At 72.1% G+C, this 16265-nt stretch carries 15 protein-coding genes; 2 read left to right on the top strand and 13 right to left on the bottom strand.

Features of this window, described 5'->3' with window-relative positions:
• The first annotated feature begins 162 nt into the window (after nt 1-162).
• A complete protein-coding gene (locus OG389_RS21715; protein WP_328300131.1) occupies nt 163-3153 on the top strand; it encodes an NACHT domain-containing protein in 2991 nt (996 codons plus the stop codon).
• 95 nt (nt 3154-3248) lie between these two features.
• On the opposite strand, the gene OG389_RS21710 is transcribed toward OG389_RS21715, so the two are convergent.
• Entirely contained in the window at nt 3249-5774 is a 2526-nt protein-coding gene (locus tag OG389_RS21710) for an ATP-dependent Clp protease ATP-binding subunit (protein WP_328300130.1), read from the bottom strand.
• A gap of 475 nt (nt 5775-6249) precedes the next feature.
• Between OG389_RS21710 and OG389_RS21705 the strand changes: the two genes are divergently transcribed.
• Nucleotides 6250-6879 (top strand): SCO3374 family protein, encoded by a 630-nt coding sequence (locus OG389_RS21705; RefSeq protein WP_328300129.1) that lies wholly within the window; start codon nt 6250-6252, stop codon nt 6877-6879.
• Here OG389_RS21705 and OG389_RS21700 read toward each other — a convergent pair.
• From OG389_RS21700 to OG389_RS21645, 12 genes are all read right to left on the bottom strand, one after another.
• Complete coding sequence (locus tag OG389_RS21700; RefSeq protein ID WP_328300128.1) at nt 6861-7199, bottom strand: histone-like nucleoid-structuring protein Lsr2; 339 nt, start codon at nt 7197-7199, stop codon at nt 6861-6863. The two genes, OG389_RS21705 and OG389_RS21700, sit on opposite strands and share 19 nt — an antisense overlap.
• A 166-nt stretch (nt 7200-7365) precedes the next feature.
• Nucleotides 7366-7896, bottom strand: a complete 531-nt coding sequence (locus tag OG389_RS21695) for an amino-acid N-acetyltransferase (RefSeq protein ID WP_328300127.1) — start codon at nt 7894-7896, stop codon at nt 7366-7368.
• Between the two features lie 9 nt (nt 7897-7905).
• Nucleotides 7906-8352 carry a BlaI/MecI/CopY family transcriptional regulator gene (locus OG389_RS21690; protein ID WP_328300126.1) on the bottom strand — a complete coding sequence of 149 codons (447 nt, stop codon included), beginning with the start codon at nt 8350-8352 and terminating at the stop codon, nt 7906-7908.
• Between the two features lie 122 nt (nt 8353-8474).
• Nucleotides 8475-8654 carry a hypothetical protein gene (locus OG389_RS21685; protein ID WP_328300125.1) on the bottom strand — a complete coding sequence of 60 codons (180 nt, stop codon included), beginning with the start codon at nt 8652-8654 and terminating at the stop codon, nt 8475-8477.
• A 13-nt stretch (nt 8655-8667) separates the two neighbouring features.
• On the bottom strand, nt 8668-9309 hold the full coding sequence (locus tag OG389_RS21680; protein ID WP_328300124.1) for a hypothetical protein: 642 nt from the start codon (nt 9307-9309) through the stop codon (nt 8668-8670).
• A 124-nt stretch (nt 9310-9433) separates the two neighbouring features.
• Nucleotides 9434-9619, bottom strand: a complete 186-nt coding sequence (locus OG389_RS21675; RefSeq protein ID WP_328300123.1) for a DUF397 domain-containing protein — start codon at nt 9617-9619, stop codon at nt 9434-9436.
• A 216-nt stretch (nt 9620-9835) separates the two neighbouring features.
• Nucleotides 9836-10564: a GntR family transcriptional regulator gene (locus OG389_RS21670; protein ID WP_328300122.1), complete on the bottom strand. Its 729-nt coding sequence runs from the start codon at nt 10562-10564 to the stop codon at nt 9836-9838.
• A gap of 148 nt (nt 10565-10712) precedes the next feature.
• On the bottom strand, nt 10713-11522 hold the full coding sequence (locus OG389_RS21665; protein ID WP_328300121.1) for a type III pantothenate kinase: 810 nt from the start codon (nt 11520-11522) through the stop codon (nt 10713-10715).
• 3 nt (nt 11523-11525) lie between these two features.
• Nucleotides 11526-12476 (bottom strand): carboxylating nicotinate-nucleotide diphosphorylase, encoded by a 951-nt coding sequence (gene nadC / locus OG389_RS21660; protein ID WP_328303973.1) that lies wholly within the window; start codon nt 12474-12476, stop codon nt 11526-11528.
• Between the two features lie 59 nt (nt 12477-12535).
• Nucleotides 12536-14284 carry an L-aspartate oxidase gene (locus OG389_RS21655; protein WP_328300120.1) on the bottom strand — a complete coding sequence of 583 codons (1749 nt, stop codon included), beginning with the start codon at nt 14282-14284 and terminating at the stop codon, nt 12536-12538.
• The gene (gene panC / locus OG389_RS21650; protein WP_328300119.1) at nt 14281-15282 is read right to left on the bottom strand and encodes a pantoate--beta-alanine ligase; all 1002 of its coding nucleotides are present in this window, start codon (nt 15280-15282) and stop codon (nt 14281-14283) included. Before panC ends, OG389_RS21655 begins: the two co-directional genes overlap by 4 nt.
• Nucleotides 15279-16253 (bottom strand): Rossmann-like and DUF2520 domain-containing protein, encoded by a 975-nt coding sequence (locus OG389_RS21645; protein WP_328300118.1) that lies wholly within the window; start codon nt 16251-16253, stop codon nt 15279-15281. Before OG389_RS21645 ends, panC begins: the two co-directional genes overlap by 4 nt.
• Nucleotides 16254-16265 lie beyond the last annotated feature (12 nt).

Here is a 16265-nt window from a genome sequence, read left to right as displayed (position 1 = left end):
TTACTGGGTTCGGGGTAGGGCAAATCGGACACCAAGTTCTACGAATGCTCCTAGTAGGTCCGATTTGCCCTGTGCGGCTTGTCACCGCCCCGGGACCTCTGCGGACGCCCGCCGGGACCAAAGCCCTGCGGTCCGTTCCGCCGGGAGCTACGCTCACCGCTCGTGGACGCATCCGTGGTGGGGATCCGGCTGGCCTCGGGGGTCGTGACCCCTCTCGTGAAGAAGCTCTTCCGCGGGGAAGGTGCGGGCGCCGGCCTCGTGGACCGGCCCGTGCGGATCACCTCGTACCTCTCCCCGCGCGAGCAGCGCGTGCTGTCCCGCGACGATCTGCGCCGCCTCTCCGGCAAGCTGGTCGCGGAGGCGTTACAGGCCCCCGGCGAGCAGCCACTGCCGCCGGACGAGGAGGCCGGCGTCGCCACCGCGCTGGCCGTCACCCTCCACGCGCTGGGGGACATCACGCTGGAGGACGCCCAGGCGGTCGAGATGGGCCCCCGGGCCTTCGCCGCCGAACTGCGCGGGGCCGCGCCCGCCACGGGCCTGGGGCGCGACGCGCAGCTCTTCCACGACCGGCTGCTGGAGACCACCTGCCTGCACATCCTGAACTTCTTCACGACCCGCTCCACCTACATCCCGCGGGCCCTGGTCGAAATCGCCCGCCGCCAGGCCGAGACGATCGCCAAGATCGATGCGCTGCTCGCCCGGATCCCCCGCCAGGACGGCCGGGACGCGGAGTTCGAGGCCCGGTACCTGGCCTACCTCGTCAAACGGCACAGCAGCCTGACGATCTTCGGGCTCGACCTGCCCCCGGGCTCCGCGCGCTGGCCGCTGGACGCGGCGTACGTGGGCCTGGAGACGGCCTCCCGCCAACACGACGACCCCTTCCCCGCCAGGCTCGCTCCGCCCTTGCTGGGGCGCTGGGCCCACTACCGCGCCGACGCCGCCGACGCGGTACTGACCCACCGCAGCCGCGTCCTGCTGCGCGGCGAGGCCGGCTCCGGCAAGACCACCCTGATCCAGCAGCTGACCGTCGCCGCCAGCCGCGACGGTGCGACCGAGGGCGGTCTCGTCCCGTACGTACTGCCCCTGCGGACCCTGACGCGGTACGGGGATCCGCTGCCCGCCGCCAAGGACTTCCTGGCGGCCACCGCGCTCAAGGGGCAGTCCCCGGAGGGCTGGGAGGACCGGGTCCTGAACGCGGGGCGCGGCCTGGTCCTGATCGACGGGATCGACGAGATCCCGGAGCCCGAGCGGGCCCGCGCCCGCGACTGGCTCGTCGACCTCTTCGCCGCCTACCCGGGCAACCGCTGGCTGGTCGCCTCCCGGCCCTCGGCCGTCCGCCAGGACTGGCTGGCCGGTGAGGAGTTCACCGAGCTGGCCCTCGTCCCCATGAACCGGGCCGCAGTGGCCTCCTTCGTCACCCGCTGGCACGCGGCGACCGAGGCCGGCGAGGAGCTCCGCGACCAGCTGCTGGAATCCCTGACCACCAAGCCGGAGCTGGCCCGGCTGGCCACCAACCCACTGCTGTGCGGACTGATCTGCGCCCTGCACCGCGAACGCCGGGGCTTCCTGCCCTCGGGCCGCAAGGAGCTCTACACGGCAGCCCTGTCGATGCTGCTGCACCGCCGCGACCGGGAGCGGGAGCTGCGCCTGCCCGAGGTCGCCGAGGAGCCCCAGCTCCAGCTGCTCCAGCGGCTCGCGTACTGGCTCATCCGCAACGGCCGCACCGAGATCGGCCGCGGCCGGGCCGAAGGGCTGATCGCCGCCGCGCTGCCCTCCGTACCGGCCGCGCAGGCGCTGGGGGACGCCCCGGCCGTCCTGCGGCACTTCCTGGACCGGACCGGCCTCCTGCGGGCCCCCACGGAGGACACGCTGGAGTTCGTCCACCGGACCTTCCAGGACTTCCTGGGGGCACGGGCGGCCCTGGACGAGGGCAGCCTCGGCGAACTGACCCGGCACGCGGACGACGACCAGTGGGAGGACGTCATCCGCATGGCCGTCGCCCAGGGCCGTCCCCTCGAACGCGCGGCGATCATCGGCGACCTGCTGGTCCGGGACACCGACCGGGCGGTCCTGCTGGCCCTGGCGTCGCTGGAGTACGCGGCCGAGCTGGAACCGGAGCTCCGCGAGGACGTCCGGTCGGCCGCCCGCCGGCTCATCCCCCCGAAGGACGAGGACACGGCACGGACGCTGGGCCGGCTCGGACCACTGGTCCTGGACCTGCTGCCGCGGTACACGGAGGCCGGCTACGGAGCCCACCTGTCAGTGATCGCGGCCGCGGAGGCGGGGGGCGAAGCAGCCGTCGGCTACCTCGCCGGCTACGCCCGGCACGCCGACGAACGGGTCCACAAGACCCTGACCGCCGCGTGGGACCGCTTCGACGTCCACCAGTACGCCGCCGAGGTGCTCACGAGGATGGACCCGCCGCCCACCGGGCTCGTCCTCGACTCGGACGCCAAAGCCGCGGCTTTGACCGGCTTCACCGGCCCGCCCGACCTGTTCGTCGGGTACCTGGTGTCCCGGAGCGCCCTGGCGCGTCTGCTGGGCCGCCAGCCGGTCGCGGGACTGACGCTGTGGAGCTTCTCCGGCGGGGCCGACGCGGAGTTCCTGCGCGGCCACACCTCGCTGCGGCGGCTGCGGATCCACGCCTGGACGGACCTGTCCGACCTGGGCGCACTGCACGGACTGCCCCTGGAGGAGGTCTCCCTCTCCCTCGACAACTCCACACCGCTCGGCCCGGCCCTCGCGAGCTGGCCCCGGCTGCGCAGGTTCAGCCTGACCGGCAGGAACGGCCCCTGGTCCTTCGGGGACTTCTCCGAGGAGTGCCGGCCCGAGTCGCTCGACCTGACCGGTACCGCCCCGGATCTGGCGGGACTGGGACGTCTGCGGAGCCTGCGGCACCTGGGGCTGGGCTACGACTGGCGGCCCGCCGGGGAGGCCGCGTGGGCGGAGCTCTCGGCACTGCGGGACCTGCGGGGGATCGAGGTGCACCCCGACGTGCTGGAGGGCCTCGCCGAGTTCGCGGACCTGCCCTCGCTGCGGAAGGTGTGGTGCTACGACGACGACAAGGAAAGCGATCCGGACGCCGAGGAGCGGATGCTCCGGCGCTTCCCGCACGCGCGGATCCGGAGGCTGCCGCAGACGTACGACGTCTGACCGGCCCACGGCCGAAGGGACCCACGACGAAGGGGCGGCCCCGGAACCTCTCGGTTCCGGGGCCGCCCCTTCGTACTGCTGTCGGCGACTGGCGCCTAGGCACCCTTCGACAGGTCCGGGCCGGAGCCCGTGGCCTCGATCGGGGGGAGGTCCGGCAGAGCCGACTTCTCCTCGCCGCGGAAGGTGAACTTGGCTTCCTCGCCCTCACCCTCCTTGCCGACGACCACGATGTGACCGGGGCGCAGCTCGCCGAAGAGGATCTTCTCCGACAGGATGTCCTCGATCTCGCGCTGGATCGTGCGACGCAGCGGACGCGCGCCCATGATCGGGTCGTAGCCGCGCTTGGCGAGCAGTGCCTTCGCCTCGGCGCTGAGCTCGATGCCCATGTCGCGGTCCTTCAGGCGGTCGTCCACCTTGGCGATCATCAGGTCGACGATCTGGACGATGTCTTCCTCGGTGAGCTGGTGGAAGACGACCGTGTCATCGACACGGTTGAGGAACTCGGGCCGGAAGTGCTGCTTGAGCTCCTCGTTGACCTTCGCCTTCATCCGGTCGTATCCGGTCTTCGTGTCTCCCTGGGCCGCGAAGCCGAGGTTGAAGCCCTTCGAGATGTCCCGCGTACCCAGGTTGGTCGTCATGATGATGACCGTGTTCTTGAAGTCCACGACCCGGCCCTGGGAGTCGGTCAGGCGACCGTCTTCCAGGATCTGGAGAAGGGAATTGAAGATATCCGGGTGCGCCTTCTCGACCTCGTCGAAGAGGACGACGGAGAACGGCTTCCGGCGGACCTTCTCGGTCAGCTGGCCGCCCTCCTCGTAGCCCACGTAGCCGGGGGGCGAACCGAAGAGACGGGAAACCGTGTGCTTCTCGCTGAACTCCGACATGTCGAGGGAGATCAGCGCGTCCTCGTCACCGAAGAGGAATTCGGCGAGCGTCTTGGACAGCTCGGTCTTACCGACACCGGACGGGCCGGCGAAGATGAACGAGCCACCCGGGCGCTTCGGGTCCTTCAGACCCGCACGGGTACGGCGGATCGCCTGGGAGAGCGCCTTGATGGCGTCCTTCTGGCCGATGACGCGTCGGTGGAGCTCGTCCTCCATGCGCAGCAGGCGCGAGGACTCCTCCTCGGTGAGCTTGAAGACCGGAATGCCGGTCGCGGTCGCCAGGACTTCGGCGATGAGCTCGCCGTCGACCTCGGCGACGACGTCCATGTCGCCGGCCTTCCATTCCTTCTCGCGCTTGGCCTTCGCCGCCAGCAGCTGCTTCTCCGAATCACGGAGGGAAGCCGCCTTCTCGAAGTCCTGGGAGTCGATGGCCGACTCCTTGTCGCGACGCACGTTCGCGATCTTCTCGTCGAACTCGCGGAGGTCCGGCGGCGCGGTCATCCGGCGGATGCGCATCCGGGAGCCGGCCTCGTCGATCAGGTCGATCGCCTTGTCCGGGAGGAAGCGGTCCGAGATGTACCGGTCGGCCAGGGTGGCCGCCTGCACGAGGGCCTCGTCCGTGATGGAGACGCGGTGGTGGGCCTCGTAGCGGTCGCGCAGGCCCTTGAGGATCTCGATGGTGTGCTGGAGGGAAGGCTCCGCCACCTGGATCGGCTGGAAGCGCCGCTCGAGAGCGGCGTCCTTCTCGAGGTGCTTGCGGTACTCGTCCAGCGTCGTGGCACCGATGGTCTGGAGCTCACCACGGGCCAGCATGGGCTTCAGGATGCTGGCGGCGTCGATCGCGCCCTCGGCGGCACCCGCACCCACGAGGGTGTGGAGCTCGTCGATGAACAGGATGATGTCGCCGCGGGTGCGGATCTCCTTGAGCACCTTCTTGAGGCGCTCCTCGAAGTCACCGCGGTAGCGGGAACCGGCGACCAGTGCACCCAGGTCGAGGGTGTAGAGGTGCTTGTCCTTGAGGGTCTCGGGCACCTCGCCCTTGACGATCGCCTGGGCCAGGCCCTCGACGACGGCGGTCTTGCCGACGCCGGGCTCGCCGATGAGGACCGGGTTGTTCTTGGTCCGGCGGGACAGCACCTGCATGACCCGCTCGATCTCCTTCTCGCGCCCGATGACCGGGTCGAGCTTGGATTCGCGGGCAGCCTGGGTGAGGTTGCGGCCGAACTGGTCCAGGACGAGCGAGGTCGAGGGCGTGCCCTCGGCCGGGCCGCCGGCCGTGGCCGACTCCTTGCCTCCGCCGGAGTAGCCGGAGAGCAGCTGGATGACCTGCTGCCGGACTCGGTTGAGATCGGCGCCCAGCTTCACCAGGACCTGGGCGGCGACGCCCTCGCCCTCGCGAATGAGGCCGAGCAGGATGTGCTCGGTGCCGATGTAGTTGTGGCCGAGCTGGAGGGCCTCTCGGAGCGAAAGCTCCAGGACCTTCTTCGCCCGCGGGGTGAAGGGGATGTGGCCGGAAGGGGCCTGCTGCCCCTGTCCGATGATCTCCTCAACCTGCTGGCGAACAGCCTCGAGCGAAATCCCGAGGCTCTCCAAGGCCTTAGCGGCGACACCCTCACCCTCGTGGATCAAGCCCAGGAGGATGTGCTCGGTGCCGATGTAGTTGTGGTTGAGCATCCGGGCTTCTTCCTGAGCCAGGACGACAACCCGCCGCGCGCGGTCGGTGAACCTCTCGAACATCGTTTATCGCTCCTCAGAGCGGTCGGGCAGTTCGGGGTCGGTCCCCGCCCTGTCCTTCCGCATGCTAGTCCCGCGGGGCGGGACAGCTCATTCCAACTGCCGACATCCGTCCGCGGCTCACCCTCACGTCCGTGGGAAAACCCGGTTGTAAGTGCCGACAACTGCTCCAACCCGATGGTGCGAGACGATGTTCCCGCAGGCCAGGCAGATACCCGTCACACGTGTACGCCGATGGCGAACGGAAGCCGGTCTCGGACCCTGCAAATCTGCGTGTCGCCCCGATCCACTAGGAATGTCTTACCCGTAGGAGCGGACAGTTCACGCCGGTGGACGACGGGTCCCTCCGCTACGGGCGAACACGTCGCCGTCCCGAATGTGGGACTCCACCCCCACGGATGTTTACGTTCCGCATTGATACGAGTGCTGAACGTCACATCGCGCGTAACCCCGGAGCGTTTGGGGAGTTGCTCCGGTCATGGCTCCCACCGCGCCGCCCGTCACTGTCCCGCTCCCCCGCACCGCGACCGGCACGACTGCGTCCTGGTACGAACGCGTGCTCGGCTGGCCACTGGCCGGCGGACCGCCCGTGCAGCTGGTGACCGGGGTCCTGTTCGACGTGCTTGAGCTGCCGGCCGATGCCGGCGCCGCGGTGCTGCGCAGACCCCTCGCGACGGGTCCGGTGGCGCTCATGGGCCGCAGGATGCGCTTCCTGGTGGCCGCGGGGAGCGCCGACGAGCTGGAGGGGCTGCTCGAGTGGCTGGAGTGGGGCGGGGTCGCCCTGGACCTGACCGCCCTGGGTACGGGTGGCCGGATCACCGCTCCGTTGCCTCCGGGACACCTCGTGGGGCCCGGTGAAAACCCTCGGGGGGCCGCCGTCTGGCTGCGGCCCCCCGAGCAGGGGTGCGAGGCACTGCTGCCCGCCCTGCCCGCGCACGGGCAGGGCGCCGGGCCCGGTCTCGGAGAAGACAGCGCCGGGCCCGGTCTCGTACGCCTGGTCGCGGCGGCGGCGACGGAATGCCACCGGGCGCGACTGAGGCGGCGTACGGCCCCTGCGAGGCGCGTCGTCACCGGGGGGCTGCCCGAGGGTCAGCCCCGGTTTTCGTAGGCCTCGCGGATCTCCTGCGGAACGCGGCCGCGATCGTTGACGCTCATTCCCTGGGCCTTGGCCCAGGCGCGGATCTCGGCGGTGTCCGGGTGACCGGACACCGCGGCGCCGCGGCCGCCCTTGGCACGCCCCGCCGCGGCACGGCCACCGGTGCGGCGGCCGCCCTTGGTGAACGGGTCGAGCAGAGTGCGGAGCTTTTCCGCGTTGGCGGTGGTGAGGTCGATCTCGTAGGTCTTGCCATCCAGAGCGAACGTCACCGTCTCGTCCGCCTCGCCGCCGTCGAGGTCGTCGACAAGAAGGACCTGAACCTTCTGTGCCACCGGGATTTCCTTTCATCGAAAAGCAGTACGCGGAAAGGAAACCGCTTTTGCCTGGAAAACACAAACCCCCTGTCACGGGTTCGGGTCCGCAACGGGTCGGGAAACGTGCGCGATTCGGACATAGGCCACACGTACGGGGGTCCCGGGAAATCCCCGCTGTGATCGATCACAGGTGCAGAAGCATCCGGCTGTTGCCCAAGGTGTTCGGCTTCACCCGTTCGAGACCCAGGAACTCGGCGACGCCCTCGTCATAGGAACGCAGCAGCTCGATGTACACATCGGTCTCGACCGGGGTCTCGCCGATCTCGACGAAGCCGTGCTTCGTGAAGAAGTCCACTTCGAAGGTCAGGCAGAAAACCCGGCTGACGCCTACCCTGCGGGCGGTCTGGAGCAACTTGTCGAGCACCAGATGGCCGACTCCCACGCCCTTCAAGTCGCGGTCGACGGCGAGAGTGCGGACTTCGGCCAGGTCTTCCCACATCACGTGGAGCGCGCCACAGCCGACCACCTGACCGTCGGAGTCGCGTTCGGCGACCCAGAACTCCTGGATGTCCTCGTAAAGGACGACCGGCGCTTTGTCGAGCAGGATGCGCTGCTGCACGTACTGGTCGAGGAGGCGGCGCAGCGCGGGAACGTCACCGGTGCGCGCTCGGCGGATCGTCACTGTTTTTGCATCTGCAGCGGAAAACTCACCCATGCCCGGACGTTATCGCCCCGGGTCCGTGCTCCGCCCGCCGGAGTCGTCTTCGGCGCCGGGTGCCGGGGCCGGGGAGTCCGCGGGCTCTTCGGGGGCGGCCGGCTGCACGATGCGTACGGCGTCCCGGAGTGCCTCGCGCTGTTCCGCCGACATCATCCCGAAGAAGGCCACGAGAGCGGCGGCGGGGTTGTCGCTCGTCGACCAGGCTTCGTTCATCAGTGCGGCCGAGTACGCGGCTCGGGTGGAGACCGCCGTATATCGATAGGCCCGGCCTTCCGCTTCCCGGCGGACCCAGCCCTTCTGATGGAGATTGTCCATAACGGTCATGACCGTGGTGTACGCGATGGACCGTTCCTGCTGGAGGTCCTCCAGGACTTCGCGAACGGTGACCGGGCGGTTCCACTGCCACACCCGCGTCATGACTGCGTCTTCGAGTTCTCCCAAGGGGCGAGGCACATCAGCACGATAGTGCGGGTTGTGCGGAATTGCCCGGCTATTCGGGATCCAACGCGCAACAAAAACGGGCGCACGGCCCTGGAGGCCGTACGCCCGTCCCCTTGCGGGGCCTGCTTGCGGGGCTACTCGTGGGTCTGGGACCGGGGCTGCTGGGCGGCCTCGGCACGGGAGAGCACGGCGTCGACGACCGCGTCCTCCTTGGCCTTGTTGGCACCGCCCTGGCTCTTCACGATCGTCACGACGAGCGCGATGAAGAACACGGCCATCACGAAGGGGGGCACGAGCGCGGAAACGTAGTCCATGCCCCCAGCCTAGCTACCCGGCCGCGCGCCCGGCCTCCGGGGGCGGCGTGGGCTTGCGGCGCGGCGGGAACACCTCGCCCGGGGTGGGGATGGGCCGCCCCGGCCGGTCGTCGGGATGCGGCTTGGGCTGCGGCCGCGCCGGGTCGCTCTCCTTGCCGGAGTCGGAGCCGGAGCCCTGACCCGTGGCACGGCCCGCTCCCGTGGCGGTGCCGCCCGCGAGGGTCAGCAGCCGGGTCCGCGGGGCCGGCGCCGTGGACAGCCTGCGGCGTACGGAGCGCTCCGCGATCCCCTGCGCCCGGTCCAGCAGCGCGGCCGCGACCGGGTTGGCGCGCAGCGCCCGCAGGGCGGCGAGGTCGTCCGGCACCGGCTCGTAGCCGGCGGCCAGGGCGTCCTGCAGCAGTTCCAGGTAGCCGGGGAGGCTCCCGGGCAGGGCGGCTCTGTACCGGGCCAGGTCGGCGAGGAGGAAGGCTCTGAGCCGGCCCGCCTCCTGGACCGCGTCGTCCACCGACGCCGCGAGGCGCAGGCAGTCCTGGACCTCGGTGGCCGTCAGTGGGGCCGTCGTGGACTGAAGGGCGTGAGCGAGCGAGCGCCTGAGCACGTGAAGCTCATCGGCGCCGAACGCCATGCCGCCGCGGGATCCGTAGGGCGTGGGCATGGGCCGAAGATACGCGCTAATCGGACAAAATTCCCTCAGCGGACACGTGCGCGGCGCGTGTCCCCGCGGAATGGACCCGGCGGACCCGGCCCGGCCGCTCAGCCCGGCCGCTCAGCCCGGCCGCTCAGCCCGACCGCTTGACCTCGCGGAGGAAATCGGCCCAGGCGGCCTGGGTGGTGGCGAGAACGAGATGGGCCGGGTCGGCACGGTCGGCCACGCGGACCAGGGTGCCGGGGGCGGCGCTGACGTACACGCAGTTGTCCCCCTCGCCGCAGAACGAGGACTTCTGCCAGGCGGGCCGAGCGGTCATGGTGTCTCCTCCGTTCACGGGCGCGTGCAGCGCCGTGGACGAGCTCCCGGTATTTCTCGTGGGGTGACGGTATCCCCGTGACGGCCGCACTTCGGCCATTTCCGGGGAATTTCCCATGCCAGGCGTCAGGACACGGTAAGGACGTGCGTGCGGGCCGGCGAGCCTTGCGTTCAGGGCCGTGCGTTCCGCTCCGGCGCGCACGTCACCCGTTCCGGATTACCGGAGGGGAATCTCGTAGGCGATCTCCGAGTGCCGGTCGCAGACCACGATGTCGGCGGTCTCCACCGCGCGGCCGTCCGCCGCGTAGTGGGTGCGCTCGATCTCGGTGATCAGGTCTCCGACGGTGATGCCGAGCAGACCGGCCTGGCGGCGGGTCGCGCGCGCCGGGCGCGGGACCTCCAGCGCCGAGGTGACCGTGATGCCGATCGCGCGCATCCGCTGGACGATTCCGGCGCCCTTGTGGGGACCCAGCTCGGGCAGCAGGACCGGGGTTCCGTCGGTGACGGCCATCGGCTCCCATGATTCGCACACCTCGAAGGGCCGGTCCTCGTCGAGGAAGGCGTACGTGGTGAGCACGCACGGGTCCCCCGGGGCGATCGCGAGCCGCTCCGCTATGCCCTCGGTGGCGGCGACCCGGGTCTTGGTGTGGGACCGGGACTCCCCGCGAACGGGCCCGGAGCCGGCCGGGCCGCCGCCGCCGCGGGAGCGGACCACGCGCAGCCGGGCGCGCGGGACCCGGACGTAGGTGCCGGCGCCGGCCCGGCCGTCGAGGAGGCCCTCGATGATCAGGAGTTCCATCGCGCGCTGGGTGACGGACTGCCCGACGCGGTACTCGGCGGCCAGCCGGGCCCGGGAGGGGAGCCTGCCGCCGACGGGCCACTCCCCGGCCCGGATCCGGGTCCGCAGGGCGTCCGCGACGCGCGAGTAGGCGGTGTCACGGGGCATGCGGGCCGTCCGTCCTGTACTCGCCTGGGCAGTCGGCTCGCCAACATACGACATCCCCGGCGGGCCCGTGGGGCGAAAACGGCCCCCGCCCCGCGGGGAGGACGGGGGCCGTCGGGCCGGACGGCGGGCCCGCGGCGGGCCCGCCCGGTCAGTCGAAGCTGGGCGCGTTGCGCTCGTAGACCAGCCGCAGGCCGACCAGGGTGAGCCAGGGCTCGTGCTCGTCGATGGCCGCGGCCTCACCGAGGACGATGGGGGCCAGACCGCCCGTGGCGATGACGCGGACGTCGTCCGGGGAGCCGCCCGGGCCGGCCAGCTCCTTGGCCATCCGGGCCACGATCCCGTCGACCTGGCCGGCGAATCCGTAGACCACGCCCGACTGCATCGCCTCGACGGTGGACTTCCCGATGACGTTGCGCGGGCGGGCCAGCTCGATCTTGCGGAGCTGGGCGCCGCGCACACCGAGGGCCTCCATGGAGATCTCGATGCCCGGGGAGATCACCCCGCCGACGTACTCGCCCTTCGCGGACACGGCGTCGAAGGTGGTGGCCGTACCGAGGTCGACCACGATCGCCGGGCCGCCGTAGAGCTCGACCACCGCGACCGCGTTGACGATGCGGTCGGCGCCGACCTCCTTCGGGTTGTCCATGAGGATCGGGACGCCCGTCTTGGTGCCGGGTTCCACGATCACCGCCGGGACGTCGCCGTAGTAGCGGCGGGTCACCTCGCGCAGCTCGTGCAGGACCGCCGGCACCGTCGAGCAGATCGCGATGCCGTGGATGCCGTCGCCCAGCTCGTTGCCGAGCATCGGGTGCATGCCCATCAGGCCCTGCATCAGCACGGCCATCTCGTCGGCCGTGCGGCGCGGGTCGGTCGAGACCCGCCAGTGCTCGACGATCTCGTCACCGTCGAACAGGCCCAGGACCGTATGGGAGTTGCCCACGTCGATGGTGAGGAGCATCGGTTACACCGCTTCGCGGAGGTCGAGGCCGATGTCCAGGATCGGGGAGGAGTGGGTGAGCCCGCCGACCGCGAGGTAGTCGACGCCCGTCTCGGCGTAGGCGCGGGCGTTGTGCATGGTGAGGCGGCCCGAGGACTCCAGCACCGCGCGGCCGTGGACCAGGGCCACCGCCTCCGCGGTCTCGATGGGCGTGAAGTTGTCGAGCAGGATCAGGTCCGCGCCCGCGTCCAAGGCCTCGCGGACCTGCTGGAGGGTGTCCACCTCGACCTCGATGGGGAGGTCCGGGAACTGCTCGCGCACGGCCTTGAAGGCCTCGCGGACGCCGCCCGCCGCGATCACGTGGTTGTCCTTGACCAGCGCCGCGTCGGAGAGGGACATCCGGTGGTTGACGCCGCCGCCGCAGCGGACCGCGTACTTCTCCAGGCAGCGCAGGCCCGGCGTGGTCTTGCGGGTGTCGCGGACCTTGGCCTTGGTGCCCTCCAGCTCGTCGGCCCACGCGCGGGTCGCCGTGGCGATGCCCGACATCAGGCAGAGCAGGTTGAGCGCGCTGCGCTCGCCGGTGAGCAGGTCCCGGGTGCGGGCCCGTACGGACAGCAGCACCTGGCCGGGCTCGACGCGGTCGCCGTCCTCGACGTGCCGCTCGACCTCGAAGGTGTCGGTGCAGACGACGGACAGGACCGCCTCCGCGACGCGTAGGCCGGCGACCGTGCCCGCCTCGCGCGCGGTGAAGTCGGCCGTCGCGACGGCGTCCTCGGGGACGGTGGCGACGGTGGTCACGTCGACCCCGCCGTCGAGGTCCTCGGAGATCGCCATGTGCGCGATGTCCTCGACCTCGATGGGGTCCAGGCCCGCGTCCACGAGCAGCTGGGCGAGCGCCGGGTCGAGGCCGGTCTCCTCGCCCTCGCCGCAGGCGCAGTCGTCGCCGCAGCCGCCGCCCTCGCTCTGGTCGAGCAGCGGAAGCTCCTCGTGCTCGTGGGGGGTGTGCTCGTGCTCGTGCTCGTGCGTGCTCACGGTTACCGCTCCAGGCTGTCGGTGCTCAGGGGGATCTGTACGGACGGGAAGTCCGCCGAGTCGGTGGGGGTGACGACCAGGGCCCGCCGCTCGGTCGCGGACAGGCGTACGACGAGGTGGCGGCGCCAGTCGGTGTCGTCCCGGTCGGGGTGGTCCTCGCGCCAGTGGCAGCCGCGGGTCTCCGTGCGCCGCTGGGCGGCGGCGACCAGCACCCGGGCCACGCACAGCAGGTTGGTGGCCTCCCAGGTCTCCGTGCCGGGGACGGCCGTCTTGCCCTGGCTCTCCAGCTCCGTCAGCGCCGTCGCGTACAGGGCTTCGAGCGCGGCGGCGGCCCGGCTGAGCGACTCGGCGGAGCGGAGCACTCCCGCGCCGTCGGTCATGATGCGCTGGATCTCGTAGCGCGCCTCGGCGGGCTGGAGGGGGCCGGTGGCCGGGACGGGGATGCCGGGGCCGTTGCCGGCGGGCGGGTTGCCGATGATCTCGTCGGCGATCCGCTCGGCGAAGACCAGGCCCTCCAGCAGGGAGTTGGAGGCCAGCCGGTTCGCGCCGTGCACGCCGGTGCAGGCGACCTCGCCGCAGGCGTACAGCCCGGGGACGGTGGTGCGGCCGTGCAGGTCGGTCCGTACGCCGCCGGAGGCGTAGTGCGCGGCGGGGGCGACCGGGATGGGCTCGGTGACCGGGTCGATGCCGTGGGAGCGGCAGGCGGCCAGGATGGTCGGGAAGCGCTGCTCCCACATCTGCGCGCCGAAGTGCCGGGCGTCCAGGTACATGTGCTCGGCGCCCTGCTCCTGCATGCGGCGCATGATGCCCTTGGCGACGATGTCGCGGGGGGCGAGCTCGGCGAGCTCGTGCTGGCCGGTCATGAAGCGGACGCCGTCGGCGTCGACGAGGTACGCGCCCTCGCCGCGCACGGCCTCCGACACCAGGGGCTGTTGGCCTTCCGCGTCGGCGCCGAGGAAGAGCACGGTGGGGTGGAACTGGACGAACTCGAGGTCGGAGACCTCGGCCCCGGCGCGCAGCGCGAGGGCCACGCCGTCGCCCGTGGAGACGGACGGGTTGGTCGTCGCGGAGAACACCTGGCCCATGCCGCCGGTCGCCAGGATCACGGCGGGCGCGTGGACGGCGCCGACCCCGTCGTGCTGGCCCTCGCCCATGACGTGCAGGGTGACGCCCGCGGTACGGCCCCGCGCGTCCTGCAGGAGGTCCAGTACGAGGGCGTTCTCCACGGTCTCGATGCCGGCCTCCTGGACGGCTTCGACGAGCGCCCGGGAGATCTCGGCGCCGGTGGCGTCCCCGCCGGCGTGCGCGATGCGCCGGCGGTGGTGGCCGCCCTCGCGCGTCAGCTCGATCTCCCCGGTCTCGGCGGAGGTGTCGAAGACGGCGCCCTCGGCGATGAGCCGGCGCACGGCGCCCGGGCCCTCGGTGACCAGGAGCCGGACGGCGGCCTCGTCGCACAGGCCCGCGCCCGCGACGAGGGTGTCCTCGAGGTGCTGCTCGGGGGTGTCCCCGTCGCCGAGGGCGGCGGCGATGCCGCCCTGGGCCCAGCGGGTGGAGCCGTCGTCGAGCCGGGCCTTGGTGACCACGACGGTACGGCGGCCCGCGGCCGCGCAGCGCAGCGCGACGGTCAGGCCGGCGACGCCGGAGCCGACGACCACGACATCGGCGTCCACGGACCAGCCGGGGGCCGGGGCGTGCAGCCGTATGCCGGTGCTGGCGCCCGGTGTTGCGGGGCCTCTGCCTGTGGTGCTCACGCGTGTGCTCCGAACTCCAATGGGATGTTGTCGATCAGCCTGGTCGCGCCCACCTTCGCGGCGACGGCCAGTACGGCCTGACCGGTGAAGCCGGGGCCGGCCTCGGTGAAGTCCTGCGGATTCACCAGCGCCAGGTAGTCCAGCACGAGGGGCGGCTCGTGGCGGCCCGCCTCCTGGAGGACGTGGCGCGCGGCGGCCCGTACGGCGTCCGGCAGCCCGGCGCCCGCCGCCGCGACGGCGTGGGCGTCGGCGGAGGCCCGGATCTCGCCGAGCCGGGCCAGGCCGGAGGCCCGCTCGTCGCCGGCCGGCGGGGCCTGCGCCGCGGCGCGGGCGCGCAGCGCGGCCTGCGCGGCGAGCCGGTCGCGGCCGGCGAACAGGGCGCGGGAGAGGGCGAGGGCGGTGTGCCGCTCCTTGGCGGAGAGGTAGCGGTTGCGGGAGGACAGGGCGAGCCCGTCCTCCTCGCGGACGGTCGGTACGCCGACCACCTCGACGGGGAAGTTCAGGTCGGTCACCATCCGCCGGATCAGCGCCAGTTGCTGCGCGTCCTTCTGGCCGAAGAAGGCCAGGTCGGGGCGGGTGAGGTGGAGCAGCTTGGCGACGACGGTCAGCATGCCGTCGAAGTGCCCGGGGCGGGTGGCGCCTTCGAGGCGCCCGCCCATCGGTCCGGCACTGACGCGGACCTGGGGGTCCCCGCCGGGGTACACCTCGTCGACGGCCGGGGCGAACACGGCGTCCGAGCCCGCCGCTTCGGCCAGGGCCAGGTCGGCGTCGAGGGTGCGGGGGTAGCGGTCGAGGTCCTCGTTCGCCCCGAACTGGAGGGGGTTGACGAAGACCGTGACCACGACCTGGCCGGTGGGGCCGACCTGCGCGCGGGCGGTGCGGACCAGGGTGGCGTGGCCCTCGTGGAGGGCGCCCATGGTCATGACGACGGCGCGGCGGGCGGCGGGACCGGTCCGGGCGAGGCCGTGCAGTTCGCGGGCGGTGTCGAGGAGGATCACCGGTCACCACCCGCGGATCCCGTGGGGCCGGTGGAACCCGGGCCGGAGCCTGAGCCGTTGGCTCCGTTGGCTCCGTTCGCTCCGTCGGCGAGGACGCCGAGGAGGTCCTCGGCGAGCTCGGGCTTGAGCAGACCGTGCGCCAGGGCCCGGTCGGCGGTCGTACGGGCCATCGCGAGGTACCCGGCGACCGTGCCCGGGGCGTGCTTGCGCAGCTCCGAGACGTGCGCGGCGACGGTGCCGGCGTCGCCGCGGGCCACGGGGCCGGTCAGGGCGGCGTCACCGGAGCGCAGGGCGTTGTCGAGGGCCGCGCCGAGCAGCGGGCCGAGCATCCGGTTCGGGTGCTCGACGCCCGCCTTGGCCAGCAGTTCCATCGACTGGGCGACCAGGGTGACCAGGTGGTTCGCGCCGAGGGCGAGGGCCGCGTGGTACAGCGGGCGGTTCGCCTCCGCGATCCACTCGGGCTCCCCGCCCATCTCGATGACCAGGGCCTCGGCGGCGAGCCGCAGCTCGTCGGGGGCGGTCACCCCGAAGGAGCAGCCCGCGAGGCGCTGCACGTCCACCTCGGTGCCGGTGAAGGTCATCGCGGGGTGCAGGGCCAGCGGGAGGGCGCCCGCGCGGCGCGCCGGGTCCAGCACGGAGACCCCGTACCGCCCGGAGGTGTGGACGAGGAGCTGTCCCGGGCGGACCGCGCCGGTCTCGGCGAGGCCCTCCACCAGGGACGGCAGCGCGTCGTCGGGGACGGTGAGCAGCACGAGGTCGGCGACTTCGAGGACCTGCGCGGGCGGTACGACGGGGACGTCGGGCAGCATCCGCGCGGCGCGGCGGCGCGAGGCGTCGGAGACGCCGGACACCGCGACGGGGCGGTGCCCGGTCTGCTGCAGGGCGCGGGCCAGGGCGGGGCCGACCCGGCCGGCTCCGACGACACCGACGGCGAGCCTGGCGGGGCGCTCCGCCTGAGGGGCTGTATTCACGCGGGGAAGGCC

Source organism: Streptomyces sp. NBC_00435, from assembly GCF_036014235.1.
In the GTDB taxonomy this organism is placed as follows: domain Bacteria; phylum Actinomycetota; class Actinomycetes; order Streptomycetales; family Streptomycetaceae; genus Streptomyces.
The sequence above is the reverse complement of the archived record's forward strand: the minus strand, read 5'-3'. Positions and strand labels throughout refer to the sequence as shown.